This is a genomic window from Faecalibacterium sp. I4-1-79 (assembly GCF_023347235.1).
GTDB lineage: Bacteria > Bacillota > Clostridia > Oscillospirales > Ruminococcaceae > Faecalibacterium > Faecalibacterium tardum.
Genome location: NZ_CP094467.1, coordinates 901,461 through 915,351, shown reverse-complemented (window position 1 = coordinate 915,351; position 13,891 = coordinate 901,461). Strand labels below are relative to the sequence as shown.

Annotated in this window: 16 protein-coding genes; 13 read left to right on the top strand and 3 right to left on the bottom strand. The window is 50.0% G+C overall.

The annotated features are described in order from the left end of the window. The first annotated feature begins 53 nt into the window (after positions 1 to 53). The 4 genes from MTP36_RS04420 to MTP36_RS04405 all read left to right on the top strand — a co-directional run bounded on the left by MTP36_RS04420 (position 54) and on the right by MTP36_RS04405 (position 4,901). Positions 54 to 1,007, top strand: coding sequence for an ABC transporter ATP-binding protein (locus tag MTP36_RS04420; RefSeq protein ID WP_112115029.1), 954 nt, complete (start codon positions 54 to 56; stop codon positions 1,005 to 1,007). Positions 1,008 to 1,072: 65 nt separating this feature from the next. Then, positions 1,073 to 2,146, top strand: coding sequence for an ABC transporter substrate-binding protein (locus MTP36_RS04415; protein ID WP_112115028.1), 1,074 nt, complete (start codon positions 1,073 to 1,075; stop codon positions 2,144 to 2,146). Positions 2,147 to 2,152: 6 nt separating this feature from the next. Then, positions 2,153 to 3,817 carry an ABC transporter permease gene (locus MTP36_RS04410; protein WP_249253787.1) on the top strand — a complete coding sequence of 555 codons (1,665 nt, stop codon included), beginning with the start codon at positions 2,153 to 2,155 and terminating at the stop codon, positions 3,815 to 3,817. Position 3,818: 1 nt separating this feature from the next. Next, the gene (locus MTP36_RS04405; protein ID WP_207686078.1) at positions 3,819 to 4,901 is read left to right on the top strand and encodes an MBL fold metallo-hydrolase; all 1,083 of its coding nucleotides are present in this window, start codon (positions 3,819 to 3,821) and stop codon (positions 4,899 to 4,901) included. Here the strand turns inward: MTP36_RS04405 and MTP36_RS04400 are convergent. The 3 genes from MTP36_RS04400 to MTP36_RS04390 form a co-directional block, all read right to left on the bottom strand. Then, positions 4,859 to 5,239, bottom strand: coding sequence for a hypothetical protein (locus MTP36_RS04400; protein WP_223388105.1), 381 nt, complete (start codon positions 5,237 to 5,239; stop codon positions 4,859 to 4,861). The genes MTP36_RS04405 and MTP36_RS04400 overlap by 43 nt on opposite strands. A gap of 362 nt (positions 5,240 to 5,601) precedes the next feature. Then, the gene (locus tag MTP36_RS04395) at positions 5,602 to 5,805 is read right to left on the bottom strand and encodes a helix-turn-helix domain-containing protein (RefSeq protein WP_249253785.1); all 204 of its coding nucleotides are present in this window, start codon (positions 5,803 to 5,805) and stop codon (positions 5,602 to 5,604) included. A gap of 19 nt (positions 5,806 to 5,824) precedes the next feature. Next, entirely contained in the window at positions 5,825 to 6,637 is an 813-nt protein-coding gene (locus MTP36_RS04390) for an XRE family transcriptional regulator (protein ID WP_249253783.1), read from the bottom strand. Between the two features lie 247 nt (positions 6,638 to 6,884). Between MTP36_RS04390 and MTP36_RS04385 the strand changes: the two genes are divergently transcribed. The 9 genes from MTP36_RS04385 (at position 6,885) to MTP36_RS04345 (ending at position 13,887) form a co-directional block, all read left to right on the top strand. Further along, positions 6,885 to 7,043 (top strand): hypothetical protein, encoded by a 159-nt coding sequence (locus MTP36_RS04385; protein WP_242821979.1) that lies wholly within the window; start codon positions 6,885 to 6,887, stop codon positions 7,041 to 7,043. A 43-nt stretch (positions 7,044 to 7,086) separates the two neighbouring features. Further along, positions 7,087 to 7,368 carry a hypothetical protein gene (locus MTP36_RS04380; protein WP_005928337.1) on the top strand — a complete coding sequence of 94 codons (282 nt, stop codon included), beginning with the start codon at positions 7,087 to 7,089 and terminating at the stop codon, positions 7,366 to 7,368. Further along, positions 7,368 to 8,075 (top strand): ImmA/IrrE family metallo-endopeptidase, encoded by a 708-nt coding sequence (locus MTP36_RS04375; RefSeq protein WP_181573319.1) that lies wholly within the window; start codon positions 7,368 to 7,370, stop codon positions 8,073 to 8,075. The genes MTP36_RS04380 and MTP36_RS04375 overlap by 1 nt, the downstream gene beginning before the upstream one ends. 526 nt (positions 8,076 to 8,601) lie before the next feature. Continuing rightward, positions 8,602 to 8,877: a helix-turn-helix domain-containing protein gene (locus tag MTP36_RS04370; RefSeq protein WP_249253781.1), complete on the top strand. Its 276-nt coding sequence runs from the start codon at positions 8,602 to 8,604 to the stop codon at positions 8,875 to 8,877. 812 nt (positions 8,878 to 9,689) lie between these two features. Beyond that, positions 9,690 to 10,457, top strand: coding sequence for a type II toxin-antitoxin system PemK/MazF family toxin (locus tag MTP36_RS04365; RefSeq protein WP_249253779.1), 768 nt, complete (start codon positions 9,690 to 9,692; stop codon positions 10,455 to 10,457). Next, positions 10,454 to 11,239 (top strand): DUF6551 family protein, encoded by a 786-nt coding sequence (locus MTP36_RS04360; RefSeq protein WP_249253777.1) that lies wholly within the window; start codon positions 10,454 to 10,456, stop codon positions 11,237 to 11,239. The genes MTP36_RS04365 and MTP36_RS04360 overlap by 4 nt, the downstream gene beginning before the upstream one ends. Positions 11,240 to 11,269: 30 nt before the next feature. Continuing rightward, positions 11,270 to 11,515, top strand: coding sequence for a helix-turn-helix domain-containing protein (locus MTP36_RS15935; protein WP_005933015.1), 246 nt, complete (start codon positions 11,270 to 11,272; stop codon positions 11,513 to 11,515). Positions 11,516 to 11,605: 90 nt separating this feature from the next. Next, positions 11,606 to 12,496: a helix-turn-helix domain-containing protein gene (locus MTP36_RS04350; protein ID WP_249253775.1), complete on the top strand. Its 891-nt coding sequence runs from the start codon at positions 11,606 to 11,608 to the stop codon at positions 12,494 to 12,496. Next, positions 12,496 to 13,887, top strand: a complete 1,392-nt coding sequence (locus MTP36_RS04345; RefSeq protein WP_112090681.1) for a tyrosine-type recombinase/integrase — start codon at positions 12,496 to 12,498, stop codon at positions 13,885 to 13,887. The genes MTP36_RS04350 and MTP36_RS04345 overlap by 1 nt, the downstream gene beginning before the upstream one ends. The last annotated feature ends 4 nt before the right edge of the window (positions 13,888 to 13,891 follow it).

Sequence of the window (13,891 nt, the reverse complement as noted above, 5' to 3'; positions counted from 1 at the left end):
CACAAATCCTTCGTGCTACCATAGAGCAGGTATCAAAAGTAGGAGTGCAAAATATGGAGATCAAGCTCGTTCATGTTACAAAATCCTTTGGCGCAAAGCAGGTGATCCAGCCTACCAGCTTCGTCATTCAAAGCGGCAGCCTGACCACATTGCTGGGACCTTCCGGTTGCGGCAAGACCACCCTGTTGCGGATGATCGCCGGACTGGAAACGCCGGACAGCGGTGAGATCTGGTTTGAGAATCGCTGTGTGTTCTCCTCGGAAAAGAAGATCAATATCCCGCCCGAAAAGCGCGGCCTTGGCTTTGTGTTTCAGGATTTTGCCCTCTGGCCGCACATGACTGTCTTTGAAAATGTGGCTTTTGGCCTGCGGGCGGCTGGCAAGACGGACAAATTGGACGAAAAGGTGAAAAATGCACTCCACGCTGTACAGCTGGATGATTTTGCCCAGCGGTATCCTCATCAGCTGTCCGGCGGTCAGCAGCAGCGTGTGGCATTTGCCCGCGCGATCGTCATTGAACCGGCCTGCATCCTGTTTGACGAGCCGCTTTCCGCACTGGACGCACTGCTGCGGGAAGAGATGCGCTCGGAACTGCGGACGCTGATCACCAAGTTGGGCATTACCGGCGTGTTTGTGACCCACGACCAGATTGAGGCCATGAGCATGAGCGATGCAATTGCGGTCTGTCACGCCGGAAAAATTGAGCAGTATGATACCCCGGAAAAAATCTATTCCCATCCGGCAACGGAGTTCGTGGCACGATTTGTAGGCTCTTCCAACTGGCTCGACCAGAATCATCTGTTCCGCCCGGAACAGGCACAGACGGTTCCCACCGAGCAGGCCGAAAAATACGATGCCGATGTCACGGCGGTGCAGTTCCTTGGCAGCAGCTACCAGCTACAGCTGAACCACAACGGACAGGACTGGACATATATCAGCCCCCGACGGGTCTCGGTGGGCGAAAAGATCTCGCTTTATCTGCCCCGTAGTGCCATCGTTGCCGTCTGAATCAGCTTCCTGCCGCAAGGTGCGGCTTGATGATACATCATTGGAAATGAAAAAGGAGAATCCTTATGCGTAATTATAAAATCAGCCGTCGTAATTTTCTTGCTGTGGCGGGTACTCTGACTGCCGCTGCCGCCTTGACCGCCTGCGGCGGCTCCGCAAGCAGCACGGTTGCTTCCAGCACAGCTTCTTCCAGCGTGGCAAGCGATAGCACTCCCGCTGCCGCATCCGGCACCGGCAAAGTGACGGTCTATATGCCTTCTCCGGCTGGTCTGGCCGATAAGCTGGCCGAGGGCTTTACGGCAAAGACTGGTATCGAGGTAGAGCAGTTTCAGGGCACTACCGGCGAGATCCTCGCTCGTCTGGAAGCCGAAGCAGCAAACCCTGTGGCCGATGTAGTGATTCTGGCTTCCTGGTCGGATGGTCTGTCCATGAAAGCAGATGACAAGCTGGAAAGCTACACCCCGGAAAACGCCGACCTCATCGTGGACGGCTGGCTGGATGACGACAGTGTGCTGTTTGGTTACAGTGCATCCGCTGTGGGCGTTATTTATAACACCACGGTGTTCTCCACGCTTGATGCCGACTGGAAAGACCTTGGCAACGCAGAGTATAAGGATCAGCTGGCCATCCCCGACCCGGAAAAGTCCGGTGCCTGCAAGGACTTTGTGGCAGGCTATGTGGTCAAGAATGGCTGGGATGATTTTCAGGCTATGGCCGACAACGGTATGACGGTCCCCGGCGCAAACAAGGCTGCACTGGAAGCTGTCACCACCGGCGAAGTGGGCATCCTTGTGGCCGGCGTGGACTACAACGCCTATTCTTCCAAGAATAAGGGCGAGCCGCTGGACATCTACTACCCGGCAGGCGGCACCATCGTGAACCCCCGCCCGGCAATGATCCTGAAAACGGCTCCCAACATGGACAATGCCAAGGCATTTGTTGATTATCTGTTCAGCGATGAGGCACAGCAGCTGGTGGCAAATGCTTATCTGCTGCCCGGCCGCACCGACATCAAGTGCGACAAGCGCAGCAATCTGGAGGATATTCCTCAGATCACGCCCGATTGGGACAAGATGATGGCGGAAGCCAGCGATGATGCCGCAAAGATCAACCAGATCTGCGGTGCCAGCAACGGGTAACGCTCCATGAAACAGACGAATCGTAAGGCGAATCTTCCGCTGCTGTTGCTGGCAGTGGTGTTGATCTTTCTGATCGTCTGTCCTGTGGGAATGATTTTTGCCAAGGCGGTCATGCAGAATGGCCGCCTTGACTTTTCTCCCGCTGTGCAGACGCTGTTGAACCCGGAAAACGCCCACATGATCGGCAATTCGCTGCTGTTGGGTGTGCTGGTGGTGCTGCTGTCTACTCTGATTGCCGCACCGCTGGCCTATCTGTTCTCCCGGACAAAGTTTGCCCGCTACCGTGTCTTTGACATTCTCTTTATGATCCCGTTCATGACGCCGCCCTACATTGCCTCCATGGGCTGGATCTTATTTATGCAGAAAAAGGGGCTTTTGCAGCAGCTGATCCCCGCAGCTGCCGGGTGCGAAAAGATCTTCTTCACTCTGGGCGGTTTGGTGCTGGTGATGAGCCTGCACGTTTTTCCGTTCATGCTCACCATGCTCAAAAACGCCATGCTGAATATCCCCTCCAGTCTGGAAGAGGCAGGTGCTGTGTTTGGGGCCGGATTCTCTGCCCGGATGCGCAAGATCTTTCTGCCGCTGCTCTCCGGCAACTACGCCATCGGTGCGCTGCTGGTGTTTGTGAAAACGCTGTCTGAATACGGCACGCCTTCTACGCTGGGCAAGCGCATCGGGTTTGAGGTGTTTACCACCGAGATCCACCGCCACGCCACCGTAGCCCCCATCGACTTTGGCAGTTCAGCCACGCTCTCCTCCGTGCTGGTAGGCATCTGTCTGTGTATGTGGATGCTGCAAAATTACATTACCACGCGCAAAAGTTACAATTTGGTCAGCGGCAAGGGTGCCCGCCGCGTAGAGCAGTCCATGGGCAAAGGAGCCACCGTCGCTGCGTGGGCATATACCGTTCTGGTGCTGCTGATTGCAGTTGGGGTTCCGTACTTCTCGGTCATTTCCACATCTCTCATCAATCTCCGCGGCTACGGTCTGGCACCGGGCAACTTTACCATCGCACATTATGTAGAACTGTTCACCGAGAACGAAAAGGGATTGAGTGCTCTGAAGAACAGCGTTTTTCTTGCGGTCACTTCGGCTACCATCTGTGCAGTGCTGGGCACTCTGCTGGTATTGGCGGTGCGGAAGTCGCACTCCAAACTGCGCAAGGTGGTAGAAGCCATTGGTCTGCTGCCGGAAATGCTGCCGGGTATTGTATTGGTCATTGGAATTATGCTATTCTGGAACCAAATCTACAACATCCTGCCGCTGTACAACACTATGGGCATCATGGTTCTGGCCTATGTGGTGCTGTTTCTTCCCTATACGGTGCAGTACGTCACTTCGTCCTTTACCCAAATCAGTGACAGCCTGATGGCGGCAGGACAGGTGTTCGGCGGAAGCCCGGTTTACATCCTGCGGCGTATCACCCTGCCGCTGATCCGGCAGGGCATCGCCACCGGCTGGATGATGACCTTCATCATCGCTTTCCGGGAACTGGTAACGGCAAGTCTGATCGCTCCGCCCAACACACTGGTGGTCTCCACCTTTATCGTGCGGGAATTTGAGCAGGGCAGCGTTTCGGTTGGCATGGCGATGGCGGTGCTGTGTGTGTTGTTTTCGACCACGGCACTGCTGATCTTGAACACGGTGATCGATCATCGGAAGGTGCATTGAGATGGAACTTTTTATTGCCGGGGGCTGCGGCGAACATGGCCGCAACTGCTTTTATGTGGAACAGAATAGTGCTGCTTTTCTGGTGGATTGCGGTCTGCTGGCTGGCGCAGAGGACGACCTGCCCCGGCTGAATGCAGAGCAGATTCAAAAACTGCGGGCTGTCTTTCTGACCCACAGCCACGCAGACCACACCGGGGCGCTGCCGTGGCTGGCGCAGCAGGGGTATCAGGGGCCGGTCTATGCTACGCTGCCTACTCTGACCCAACTGCCCTTTTCCTTGAATCATATCCAAACGCTGGAAAGTCTCTGCCCTTGCAAAGGCTCCGGCTCTGTGCCGGAACTGCCCGGCCTGCAGGTCACATGGGGGCGTTCCGGGCACTGCGCAGGCAGCGTCTGGCTGCGATTTGAATGGAACGGAAAGAGCATTCTCTTTTCTGGCGACTATGCAGAGCACAGCCCGCTCTACCCCTGTGACCCGCTGCGGAGCCAGACGGCAGATCTGGCCGTTCTGGATGCGGCTTACGGCAGCACGGACGCAGACTGGAACACTTGCGTCAAAAAACTCTGTGTGGAGACCGTGCAGTGCCTGAAACAGACACAGCTCCTGTTCTTCCCGGTGCCGAAATATGGCCGAGGGCCGGAGATCCTTCTGTTGCTGAAACGCTTTGCACCGAATCTGAAATTTTACGGCGATGCGCATTTCCTTCGTCAGCTACAGCAGATCCAGCTGGGTGGACCGTGGCTGTTGCCTGTGCCGCCGCATTTTGCGGACTGGGTGCAGCCGGATGCTTTCCTCAGCCGGGAAAAAGGCGTTGTCTTTCTCAGCGGACCGCAGCTGGCAGGAAAAGCCGGGCAGCGCGCCCGCGAAATGGTGGCGCACGGAGCACACGGCATCATGACAGGCACCCCGGATGCGGGCAGCCTGAGCGCAGAAATGCTGAAAAACGGGCAGATGCTCTTCCTGCGGTATCCGGTGCATCTGGATGCAATGCAGTGCCGGGAGCTTGCGGAAAAGAATCAATTTGGCCGGGTAATCCCATATCACAGCCCGGAGATTGATTGCCCGTGTTTCTTTTTGCTATAATTGTTGCTATGATCGTACTGGCCGATTTGCTCCATCTTGTTTATTAAAAACAAAAAAACAGGGTGCGCCCACCCGGACGTACCCTGCCAAAAGCCACAGACAAGAATGATATGTACAGCAGGGAGTTCCCCAGCGGGAACTTCCTGCTTCTCTTTTCCAGCAAGATGAACCTGTTCCGCCTGCCATGCAGCAAACTCACGCTGGCCTTCCTCGCTGTTCCAGCAGGCAAGGATGGCTGGGTAGAATGCCCGTGCCAAACGATCGATGACTTCATCAGGGTAAATGAGGCACGCTTCGATGGCAGTGTATAAATCGTCAAATGCGGACAGGCTATCCATGATTTTAACACTCCCGAACTTCGTACTTTTTATGCGACGAGAAGGCATATGTTTTTTGCGTAGTACAGTATAATAAGCAAAAGTTTATTGTGCGAAAGTGAGGAGCGGCGGCGGATAATATTCTGAATACTATAACCGCCCACCGTAAAGAACGCAACTGGTCACTTTATGATTTAGCAACTCATACAGAGATGAAATCGACCACTATTTCCACACGGTATAATGACAATGCGATCCCGTATATTCCTTCAATAGTAATGAGCATGGAGAATAGCGTTTATCTGGAGGTTGCCAAAGGATAAATAGAAGCAGTATTAAAGCCGCTCACCGTGCAGGTTTCCAGCATGGTGAGCGGCTTTTTACTACAAATATGAGGAATCAAAGAAGTCTTTTAGTGTAATTTCCAAACCCAGACAGATTCTTTCAATCGTCTCTACGCTTAACTGGCCTCCCCGACGAGCAGTGGTTTGGATCGTGGAATACGATATTCCGCATTTCTTTGCCAACACACACAGATTCATATCACGCGCTTGCATCAAATCCTGAACACGCTTGATCGTATCCACGAAAATTCCTCCCATCTTTTTAGTTCAAAACTTTTCCAACAACCTCGAATCTTTGCTCTGGAGATATAAGGATCGGTGAATATTTGGTGTTAAGAGAAACCAAAACCGGTTGGTTATGCACCACGCCATAGCTGTCGGTAAAGAACTCTGCTTGAGACTTATCTGGGGTATGTTCATCGTATTTTTTCAGATATCCACAGTCATCATATACGAATATACCGATATCCCCGCATTCAAGTTCTTCGCAGCGCTTCACCCATACGATTTGTCCGTCATGATAACGCGGCTCCATACTATCGCCACTAACGTATATCCCAAACTCAGTCCCTGCCGGAACGCTACTGGCAGGCACCTGTATCTGTTGAAACATTTCACCTTCAAGAAAAGCTCCTAGACCTGCCGATACTGGCATCGTTATGCAGTCGATTTTCGCAGGCTCTTCTGTGCCTGGCTGGTAGCGCCGAGATGCAATCAAGTCCATTTCGTACTCGGCGACTTTTTTTTGCCCGATGGCATTTAGAAGGGCGGGTTTCTGAAAGGTCTTTGTAAAGTAGGAAGGTCCTTCCTTGATGTTCAATGCGTGGCAGATCGCAACCAGTTGGTAGATGCTGGGAGTGGTGTATCCTTTTTCCCATTTACTGATTCCCTTGTCACTGACATCGACGCCATAGTGGCGGAGAAGTTCGGAGAAAGTTACAAGTGAATAGCCATTCCTTTTTCGTACAGCTGCGAGAATCAGACCAACCTCATTACTATCCCTTGCGGCGACTGCATCATAGCACACCGTAGATGGGGCTATGTGCATTTTGGTGAGCGCAGTTTTCTTTTTCATAGCAAGAACACTCCTTTGTGATCCGGTAGCTCTATTATAGTATAGAAAAGATAAGAAATCAACAAGAAATCTCCAAAATGGCGACAAATGCGTAATTGGTATCTCCATAAAGTGGGCGTATAATCGAATCAAATTCGCAAATAACAGCTTTTTGGTGTTGATTCTGGACCGAAATCGTGTATATTTGGCGTTTTTGAGAGGTGATAATATGAGAAAAGAAAATTTAAGATGCCCGATGTGCGGAACCATGAACTATGATGTAGATCTTGATGCAACCGACGGCTGGACAAAATGCCGTCTGTGCAAAGCAGTAACCTGCTCTATGGATGAGTGGAAAAAGCATACAGTGTCCGTTCCTCTGTTAAACGAAAAGCAGCTCGTGGCACGCAGTATGATTCGCAAGTAATACACGCTGCATTCTGATAAATCTGCAAAAAGGAGGAATTCTGATGTGTGGTGATTACAACCTTCGCCGTGAGAAAAGATACGTCGAAGTGGATGTTCGTTTTACTCCTGACGGCAAGATCCGTCCTCTTGCCATAAACTATGACAAGACTCGTACTTATGGAATTGATCGTGTCTTGGCAGTCAAGCACGGTACATCACGTTTTGGCGTGAAAGGGCATTGCTTCACCTGCCTGATTTGCGGGCAGAAGCGGAATCTTTGGCTTGAAAAGGGCAAGTGGTTCGTGGAAGCCTACTGTGCCACATCAGAAGGTAGGGCTTCATAATGGCAAGATACTTATCGCGTGCAGAACTCTCGTGCATAGCAGGCAAATATATTGAAATGTACTATGCACTCTTCGGAATAAGCAAAAATGACCCCGCTCCTATTAACCCAGAGCAGTTTGCAAATTCTGTTCTTGGACTGAACCTGAAGATGTTGCCGCTGTGTAGCGATGGTCACATCCTTGGATTAACGGTTTTCCAGAGATGTAGCTTCACAGCAACCCTTGAGGATGGAACAAAGCTTGTTGAAGTATTTATGCCGAGGGATATCGTAATCGATTCTGCTCTTGCGGCAGACAGATGCACTGGATGCCGGAATTTCACAATAGCGCATGAAGCAGCACATCAGATTTTGGCTGATCTGTTTCCGAACGACTACGGAAAAGCAGTCAAGTGCCGTGGGCACATTGCCTATCGGGAGAGAAACGGAAAGCCCTCGTGGGAAGAATGGCAGGCGGATACCCTTGCAGCAGAGCTGCTGATGCCAACATTTCTGATCAATGCCGAAATAGAACGTGTAGCGTTGACTCTGCCAAATGGGATTCTGTACAAATCAGTGTCTGACCCTAACTATGAAAAAATTCTGGAGATGGCTCGACGGATTGGGGTTTCTTGGTCTGCAATCAGGATCAGACTGCAGCAGATGCAGGTTATAAAAGGCAAACCCATCCACTGCCATCCATTGGACATCATGCGATTTGGAGAATGAATATGATTCAGTTAAAGAACCGTCCCTTTGCCGGTAAAGCACCGACTACTACACAGCAGGCAGAATTTAGCATAGGCTGGAGATTTTGCCCTGTTTGTGGAAATAAGTTATACCAAAAAATCGAGGGGTGTTCAGGTATACTACAAGTGAAGTGCAATAGATGCAAAGAAACCCTGAGACTTGATCTGGCATTTAGATGCCGGTGATTTTCCAGTCATTTTAACAAATACGGGTGCATTGCACCCTGAATATGGACTGTTCGCTCCGAGCAACGGGCCATTGCCGCAAGGCAATGTATGAAACGTGCTCCAAATAGCCGGGCAACAGCTGATTGAGAGATTTTCTTTGAAGATCCCTCAGTTGGTTGTTGTCCGGCTATTTTTTTAGCCTTCAGGAAGCCTGCTCCCGTAAAAAGGAGCAGGCTTTATGTTTGTCCGTTTTTCGTGGATGCCCCAAGCGGCTAGATATCCGTAGCAACTCCGAGTTTTCGACTTCTCACGCTTTATCGAAAATTTGGAGGTCACACATGAGTTTTGATCCGAATGCTATTGGTAACCGTATTTTTACTTTGCGTACAAATGCGAAGTTATCGCAGGAAAAACTTGGTGTTTCCCATCGACACCTCGGCGATCTTGAAAGGGGAAGCTCCAATGGCTCTGTAAAAATCCTGATCGATATTGCAGAATACTTCCATGTCAGTATGGATTATCTTCTTTTGGGCCGAGATCCTTCTAGGGATCAGTTTCAAAATGAACTGCAAGCCGCTATAGATCATCTTGAAAAAATCAAAGGTCTTTTATAATCACTTCAACAAGAAACGCTCCTGCCGGTTTTACACCGGCAAGAGCGTTTCTTGTGTTATTCAAAAATATCGGCAAGGGTAAGCAGCTGTACTTCTCCGCGTTCCTGTGCCTGAAGTAGTCCGTCCGTAAATCCGCCTTTCGAGAAAATGTAGTAGTGGTAGTTTGTTCCCTCCCCAAAGTGTATTTATCGAATTTATATACTCGTAAGTTAGTTTCTTACGAGTATAATACTTCATTTCTTACATAAAGTCAGGAAATATATTTTTGACGGCTCATCGAGAAACAGGAACGATACTTCCTATTTTCCTCAAAAATTGTGAACTCTGAGTTCCTGTTCATTTCGTTCCGCATCGGTTACAATACAGCCATAGCTTCGGCAAGCGTTCAAAGCAGCCCTCAAGCTATCCCGCCCCTTGAAAATTGAACACGCATTCTTCAGTCACGTTCCTGTGATGATGAGCCACGTCCGTAACAAATGCGATGATCTCCCACTGAGGGAATGAGCGGTAGGTTGACGGTAAATGGATGACAGCTTCTCCATAGCTAAGAGCCATCACAGAATAATGATACTTCTGCCTTCGGGCAGCTCGGTGAGAACCACGGAGAGGTGAGAACCCTATGGATTCGGTACGCTGCCGGACGGCTGAAAGATTTCCCACACGAAAACAGAGTTTTCGGTTTCCGGGGATGTCGGGGACAAATACGGAAAGGTATAGAACTATAAATCACAGCAATTTGCTGTTTGAGATAGTAGGGTGGGCTGTGCGAGCAGCCCACTGTTACATATACGGATAGAAAGGAGAAATCCAAATTGGCCACACGAGGTAAAAAAGAGAAAGAGTATCCGCCTATGCCCGCAAACTGGATGTACAAGCGCGGGGATGTCTACATGATGGATCTGAATCCTTACAGCGGTTCCGAGCAAGGCGGCATCCGACCTGCCATTGTTGTCCAAAACGATGACGGTAATTTTTATTCCAATGTTCTTCTGGTCGTTCCACTGACAACACAGATCAAAAAGCGAAATATGCCAACGCATTTTATTCTGCACAATCGTTTTTTGAGTGCGCCATCTATGGCGATTTGCGAAAGCCCGCGCCCCGCAGATAAATCCAGAGTGTTAAGCTACCTTGGGCACCTGTCCAAATATGAAATGCGGCAAGTGTCAGTGTGTCTGCAATACAGCTTTGGGTTCATTGGATACAAGTCATTCCGAAAATACCTTACGGCTCCTCCGCAGGAGGATGTTCTCGCCGCTGCAAAAGAGCTGCTCTCCCAGCAGTTTCAGAATCTTCGGGTGCTGAACAGTCAGCCCCCTGCTCTCGCCAAGCACACAAAAGGCGACCTACATAGCATTGAGCAGATATCGGAAAGGATGCTCTCCACCCCGACGGAATCTTCTGTTGAGTTCATGGTTGCAGAACTGGATGATGCGCTTCAATCGCTTATGTTCCGCTGGAATATCTGTTATGAACGGTATTCCACTTTCCGCTTATCCGATAACGAAAAGAAGAAAATCGGTTCGATTATCCAATCAGGAATTGATTTTCTGCAAAAAAAGAAGGAGGTTCCTTTATGATGAACGCAGCGGTAAAACCTTACCATGAAATGTGCCTGAACAGCAGTGAGCTGATCGTGCCGCGCGACACTTATCAGCGTGCTCTTCACCCCGCTCGTGTTGCCCGTATCGCAAAAGAATTTGACGAGCGGGTTGCCAATGAGCCGAAGATCAGCTTCCGGGATGGTCACTACTATGTGATGGACGGGCAGAACACCATCGCTGCCCGGAAGTTCCTGAACGGTGGTGATGATCTGCAGATTCGCTGCAAGGTCTACTTTAACATGACCGAGCAGGAAGAAGCCCTCCTGTTTGCACAGCAGACAGGCATTTCGGAACGGCTGAGTGCAGGGCAGAAGCTCCGTGCCCTGATTTTTGCAGGGGAGCCTGCTGCCGTTGCATTCCAGCAGGCCACCGAATTGGCTGGCGTTCATCTTTCTTTTGAAGAAGGCCGGGGCAAGCAGCGGATCAGCTGCATCGCAACCGCCTATCACGAATTCATCCGGCTTGGTCCTGAACTGTATATCGAATCCCTTGATGTTTTGCTGAATGCGTGGGACGGAGAACCTGATTCCATGAGTTCTGCAAATCTGCTCGGCATCTGCCGCTTTGTAGAACTGTACCACTCCGAATACAGTAAAAGCCGTCTGATTGCCAAACTGCGGCAGGTCGATGCATTCACGATTTTTCGCCTTGCACGAACCGCAGGCGTAAGCCTTCCCGGCAAGATGAAGTACCTTCAGCAGGTCTATACTATTTATAATGGTGGCAGCCGCCGGGCTGCGTTGCCGCTTAAGTTTTAACTTTAAGTATATTTAATGAGGTATTATCCAATGATTATCCATGAAGAACCTTCGCCCAACTCGGTTTCCTCCCCTGTTTCCACAGCAAAGGACAGCCGCTGCTATACCGTAGAAGACCTGATGGAAATGCTGCTCCTGAGCCGTCCCACTGTCTACCGTCTGCTGAAGCAGAATGAATTCCGCTGGTTCAAGGTAAGCGGCGCTTACCGTATTTCCAAAGCCAGCTTTGAAGCATGGCTCAATGATGGCACTGTTGAACGCAATCCCGCTGTTTGACATCCTCAACATTTCACGCGAAATCTGCTATTCTTTAGCCGGGATGAGAAATCCCGGCTAAACTTTTACATAGATAGAGAGGTGTCTTTCATGGATGATATGCGGAATACTTCGGCTCCCTTATACGGAAAAGCTGAACCTGCCACTACCAAAACCACCATGTCGGTTCGTGAGATGCGGCAGCTTCTCGGCCTTGGCAAAACAGACAGCTATTGGCTGCTTCATAAGAATCTCTTTGAAGTCATTCTGATAAACGACAAAAGGCGTATCGTTATTTCCAGCTTTGAGAAATGGTATGCCAATCAGGTCAAATATCATAAGGTCAATGGTTCGCCACCGGGCGAGGAACTTTGCAAACGGTCCTATTCCGTTCCTGACGCCGCCGAGATATTGAAGGTGAAACCCGAAACGATCTATACACTCATCCGACAGGGCAAGTTGAAAACAGAAACGGCAGACTTCTGTATGAGAATTCCCAAAGAGGACTTTGAGCGGTGGTACCGATCACAAAGTCGCTACCGCACAGCAGCCGACCGGGAGCGTGACCGGGAGATTGAAGCACAAACCATCTCCATCCCGGAAATGGCAAAACTACTCGGTATCCCACGCAAGAATGTTTATGGGATTCTTGATTGCAAAAAATACCGAGATTGTTTCGTCATTGAGCGCGTGGCCGACAGGCCGCGCATTACCAAAAAAAGTTTTAAGGCATGGCTTAAAAGCCAATCTACATACCAACTTCAAAAATCGAAAAAAGAAACGCATGAGGAGCCGCCGCTAAAACTGCAATGTCCCAAGAATGGGAAATACTACAGTTTTCAGGAAATTCAGGCTTTTTACGGAATCAGCCGCCCAACACTTGACTCGTGGGTTCTCAAAGAAGGAATTCCAACGATGAAGTTGGGAAGGGTAAAACGCATCCAAAAAGATGCTTTCGATGAAGTTCTGAAGTCCAAACGTAAAGTAGAGGAGGATGTATAATGGCTAGCATTGTCAAACGCAATAACCGATACTGCGTTGTCTATACCTACAAACACACTAATGGAACGCTAAAGCAGAAATGGGAAACCTTTACCGACCTTGCAGATGCCAAAAACCGTAAGAAAGAGGTCGAATACAAAGAATCCGTCGGTACCTTTGTGGCACCCCAGTGCCGAACTCTAAAAGACCTGCTTAAAGAATACGTCACCCTGTACGGAAGAACCAAATGGGCACTTTCAACCTATCAATCAAACACTGCACTGATTTCAAACTACATAGAACCGCTTATCGGCTCAATGAAGCTGCAAGATCTCACCACCCGCGTAATTGAGGGATATTATCAGCGGCTGCTTAAATACGAAGCCGTTGACCCTATGTGTGGAAAGCGTCAGCATCAATACGTTTCTCCCGGCACAGTTCGTTCGGTTCACAAAATTTTGAGAAGTGCCTTTGAGCAGGCCGTAAAGTGGGAACTTATGGAAAAGAATCCCTGTATTTATGCCACCTTGCCCAAATACACTGCAAAGAAGCGTGATATCTGGACTGCCGAGACCCTGTTCCATGCCTTAGAAGTCTGTGATGATCCACGGCTCCGGCTTTGCATCAACCTCTCCTTCTCTTGTTCCCTGCGCTTAGGGGAATTGCTCGGTCTGACATGGGATTGTGTGGATATCTCCCCCGAAAGCATTGAAGCCGGGCGAGCCTCCATTTACATAAATAAGGAATTGCAGCGTGTAGATATTGCTTCGCTGAACGCCTTGGAAAATAAAAATGTCATCACTCGTTTTCCCTCGCTGAGTTCCCGCTGCACCACGGTCCAGGTTCTGAAAAGCCCTAAAACAGACAGCAGTATCCGAACCATTTTTCTCCCCAAAACAGTTGCTGAAATGCTTGTCCACTATAAAGCCGAGCAGGACATGACAAAGGACGCACTGGGTGCAGAGTATGCAGACTATAATCTCGTGGTTGCCGGCCCGCTGGGAATGCCGACCGAACAATCCACCATTAACGGTGCATTGAAGCAGCTGATTGAGGAAAACGATCTCCCCAAAGTGGTTTTCCACAGCTTCCGACACTCCAGCATTACATACAAGCTCAAGCTGAACGGCGGCGATATCAAAGCCGTGCAGGGCGATTCCGGTCATGCACAGGCTTCGATGGTCACCGAGCAGTACGCACACATTCTGGATGATGATCGGCGTTTGAACGCACAACGATTCGACGATTTCTTCTATCAGCATCATGGTGCAGAGCCTGAAGTCCTCCCTCGCGCAGAGCAATCCACTCCCAAAGCCAGTCCCGTCGATACAGATGCGGCAGCAGCTCTTGCTAAACTGCTGGCTGACCCCTCTATGGCTACACTCATTAAAAATCTTGCAAAGAACCTATAAGCCT

Bases quoted from the DNA above. Each gene is read 5' to 3' on its own strand.
- MTP36_RS04420 (WP_112115029.1), top strand. From the start codon at position 54: ATGGAGATCAAGCTCGTTCATGTTACAAAATCCTTTGGCGCAAAGCAG.
- MTP36_RS04415 (WP_112115028.1), top strand. From the start codon at position 1,073: ATGCGTAATTATAAAATCAGCCGTCGTAATTTTCTTGCTGTGGCGGGT.
- MTP36_RS04410 (WP_249253787.1), top strand. From the start codon at position 2,153: ATGAAACAGACGAATCGTAAGGCGAATCTTCCGCTGCTGTTGCTGGCA.
- MTP36_RS04405 (WP_207686078.1), top strand. From the start codon at position 3,819: ATGGAACTTTTTATTGCCGGGGGCTGCGGCGAACATGGCCGCAACTGC.
- MTP36_RS04400 (WP_223388105.1), bottom strand. From the start codon at position 5,239: ATGGATAGCCTGTCCGCATTTGACGATTTATACACTGCCATCGAAGCG.
- MTP36_RS04390 (WP_249253783.1), bottom strand. From the start codon at position 6,637: ATGAAAAAGAAAACTGCGCTCACCAAAATGCACATAGCCCCATCTACG.
- MTP36_RS04385 (WP_242821979.1), top strand. From the start codon at position 6,885: ATGAACTATGATGTAGATCTTGATGCAACCGACGGCTGGACAAAATGC.
- MTP36_RS04380 (WP_005928337.1), top strand. From the start codon at position 7,087: ATGTGTGGTGATTACAACCTTCGCCGTGAGAAAAGATACGTCGAAGTG.
- MTP36_RS04375 (WP_181573319.1), top strand. From the start codon at position 7,368: ATGGCAAGATACTTATCGCGTGCAGAACTCTCGTGCATAGCAGGCAAA.
- MTP36_RS04370 (WP_249253781.1), top strand. From the start codon at position 8,602: ATGAGTTTTGATCCGAATGCTATTGGTAACCGTATTTTTACTTTGCGT.
- MTP36_RS04360 (WP_249253777.1), top strand. From the start codon at position 10,454: ATGATGAACGCAGCGGTAAAACCTTACCATGAAATGTGCCTGAACAGC.
- MTP36_RS15935 (WP_005933015.1), top strand. From the start codon at position 11,270: ATGATTATCCATGAAGAACCTTCGCCCAACTCGGTTTCCTCCCCTGTT.
- MTP36_RS04350 (WP_249253775.1), top strand. From the start codon at position 11,606: ATGGATGATATGCGGAATACTTCGGCTCCCTTATACGGAAAAGCTGAA.
- MTP36_RS04345 (WP_112090681.1), top strand. From the start codon at position 12,496: ATGGCTAGCATTGTCAAACGCAATAACCGATACTGCGTTGTCTATACC.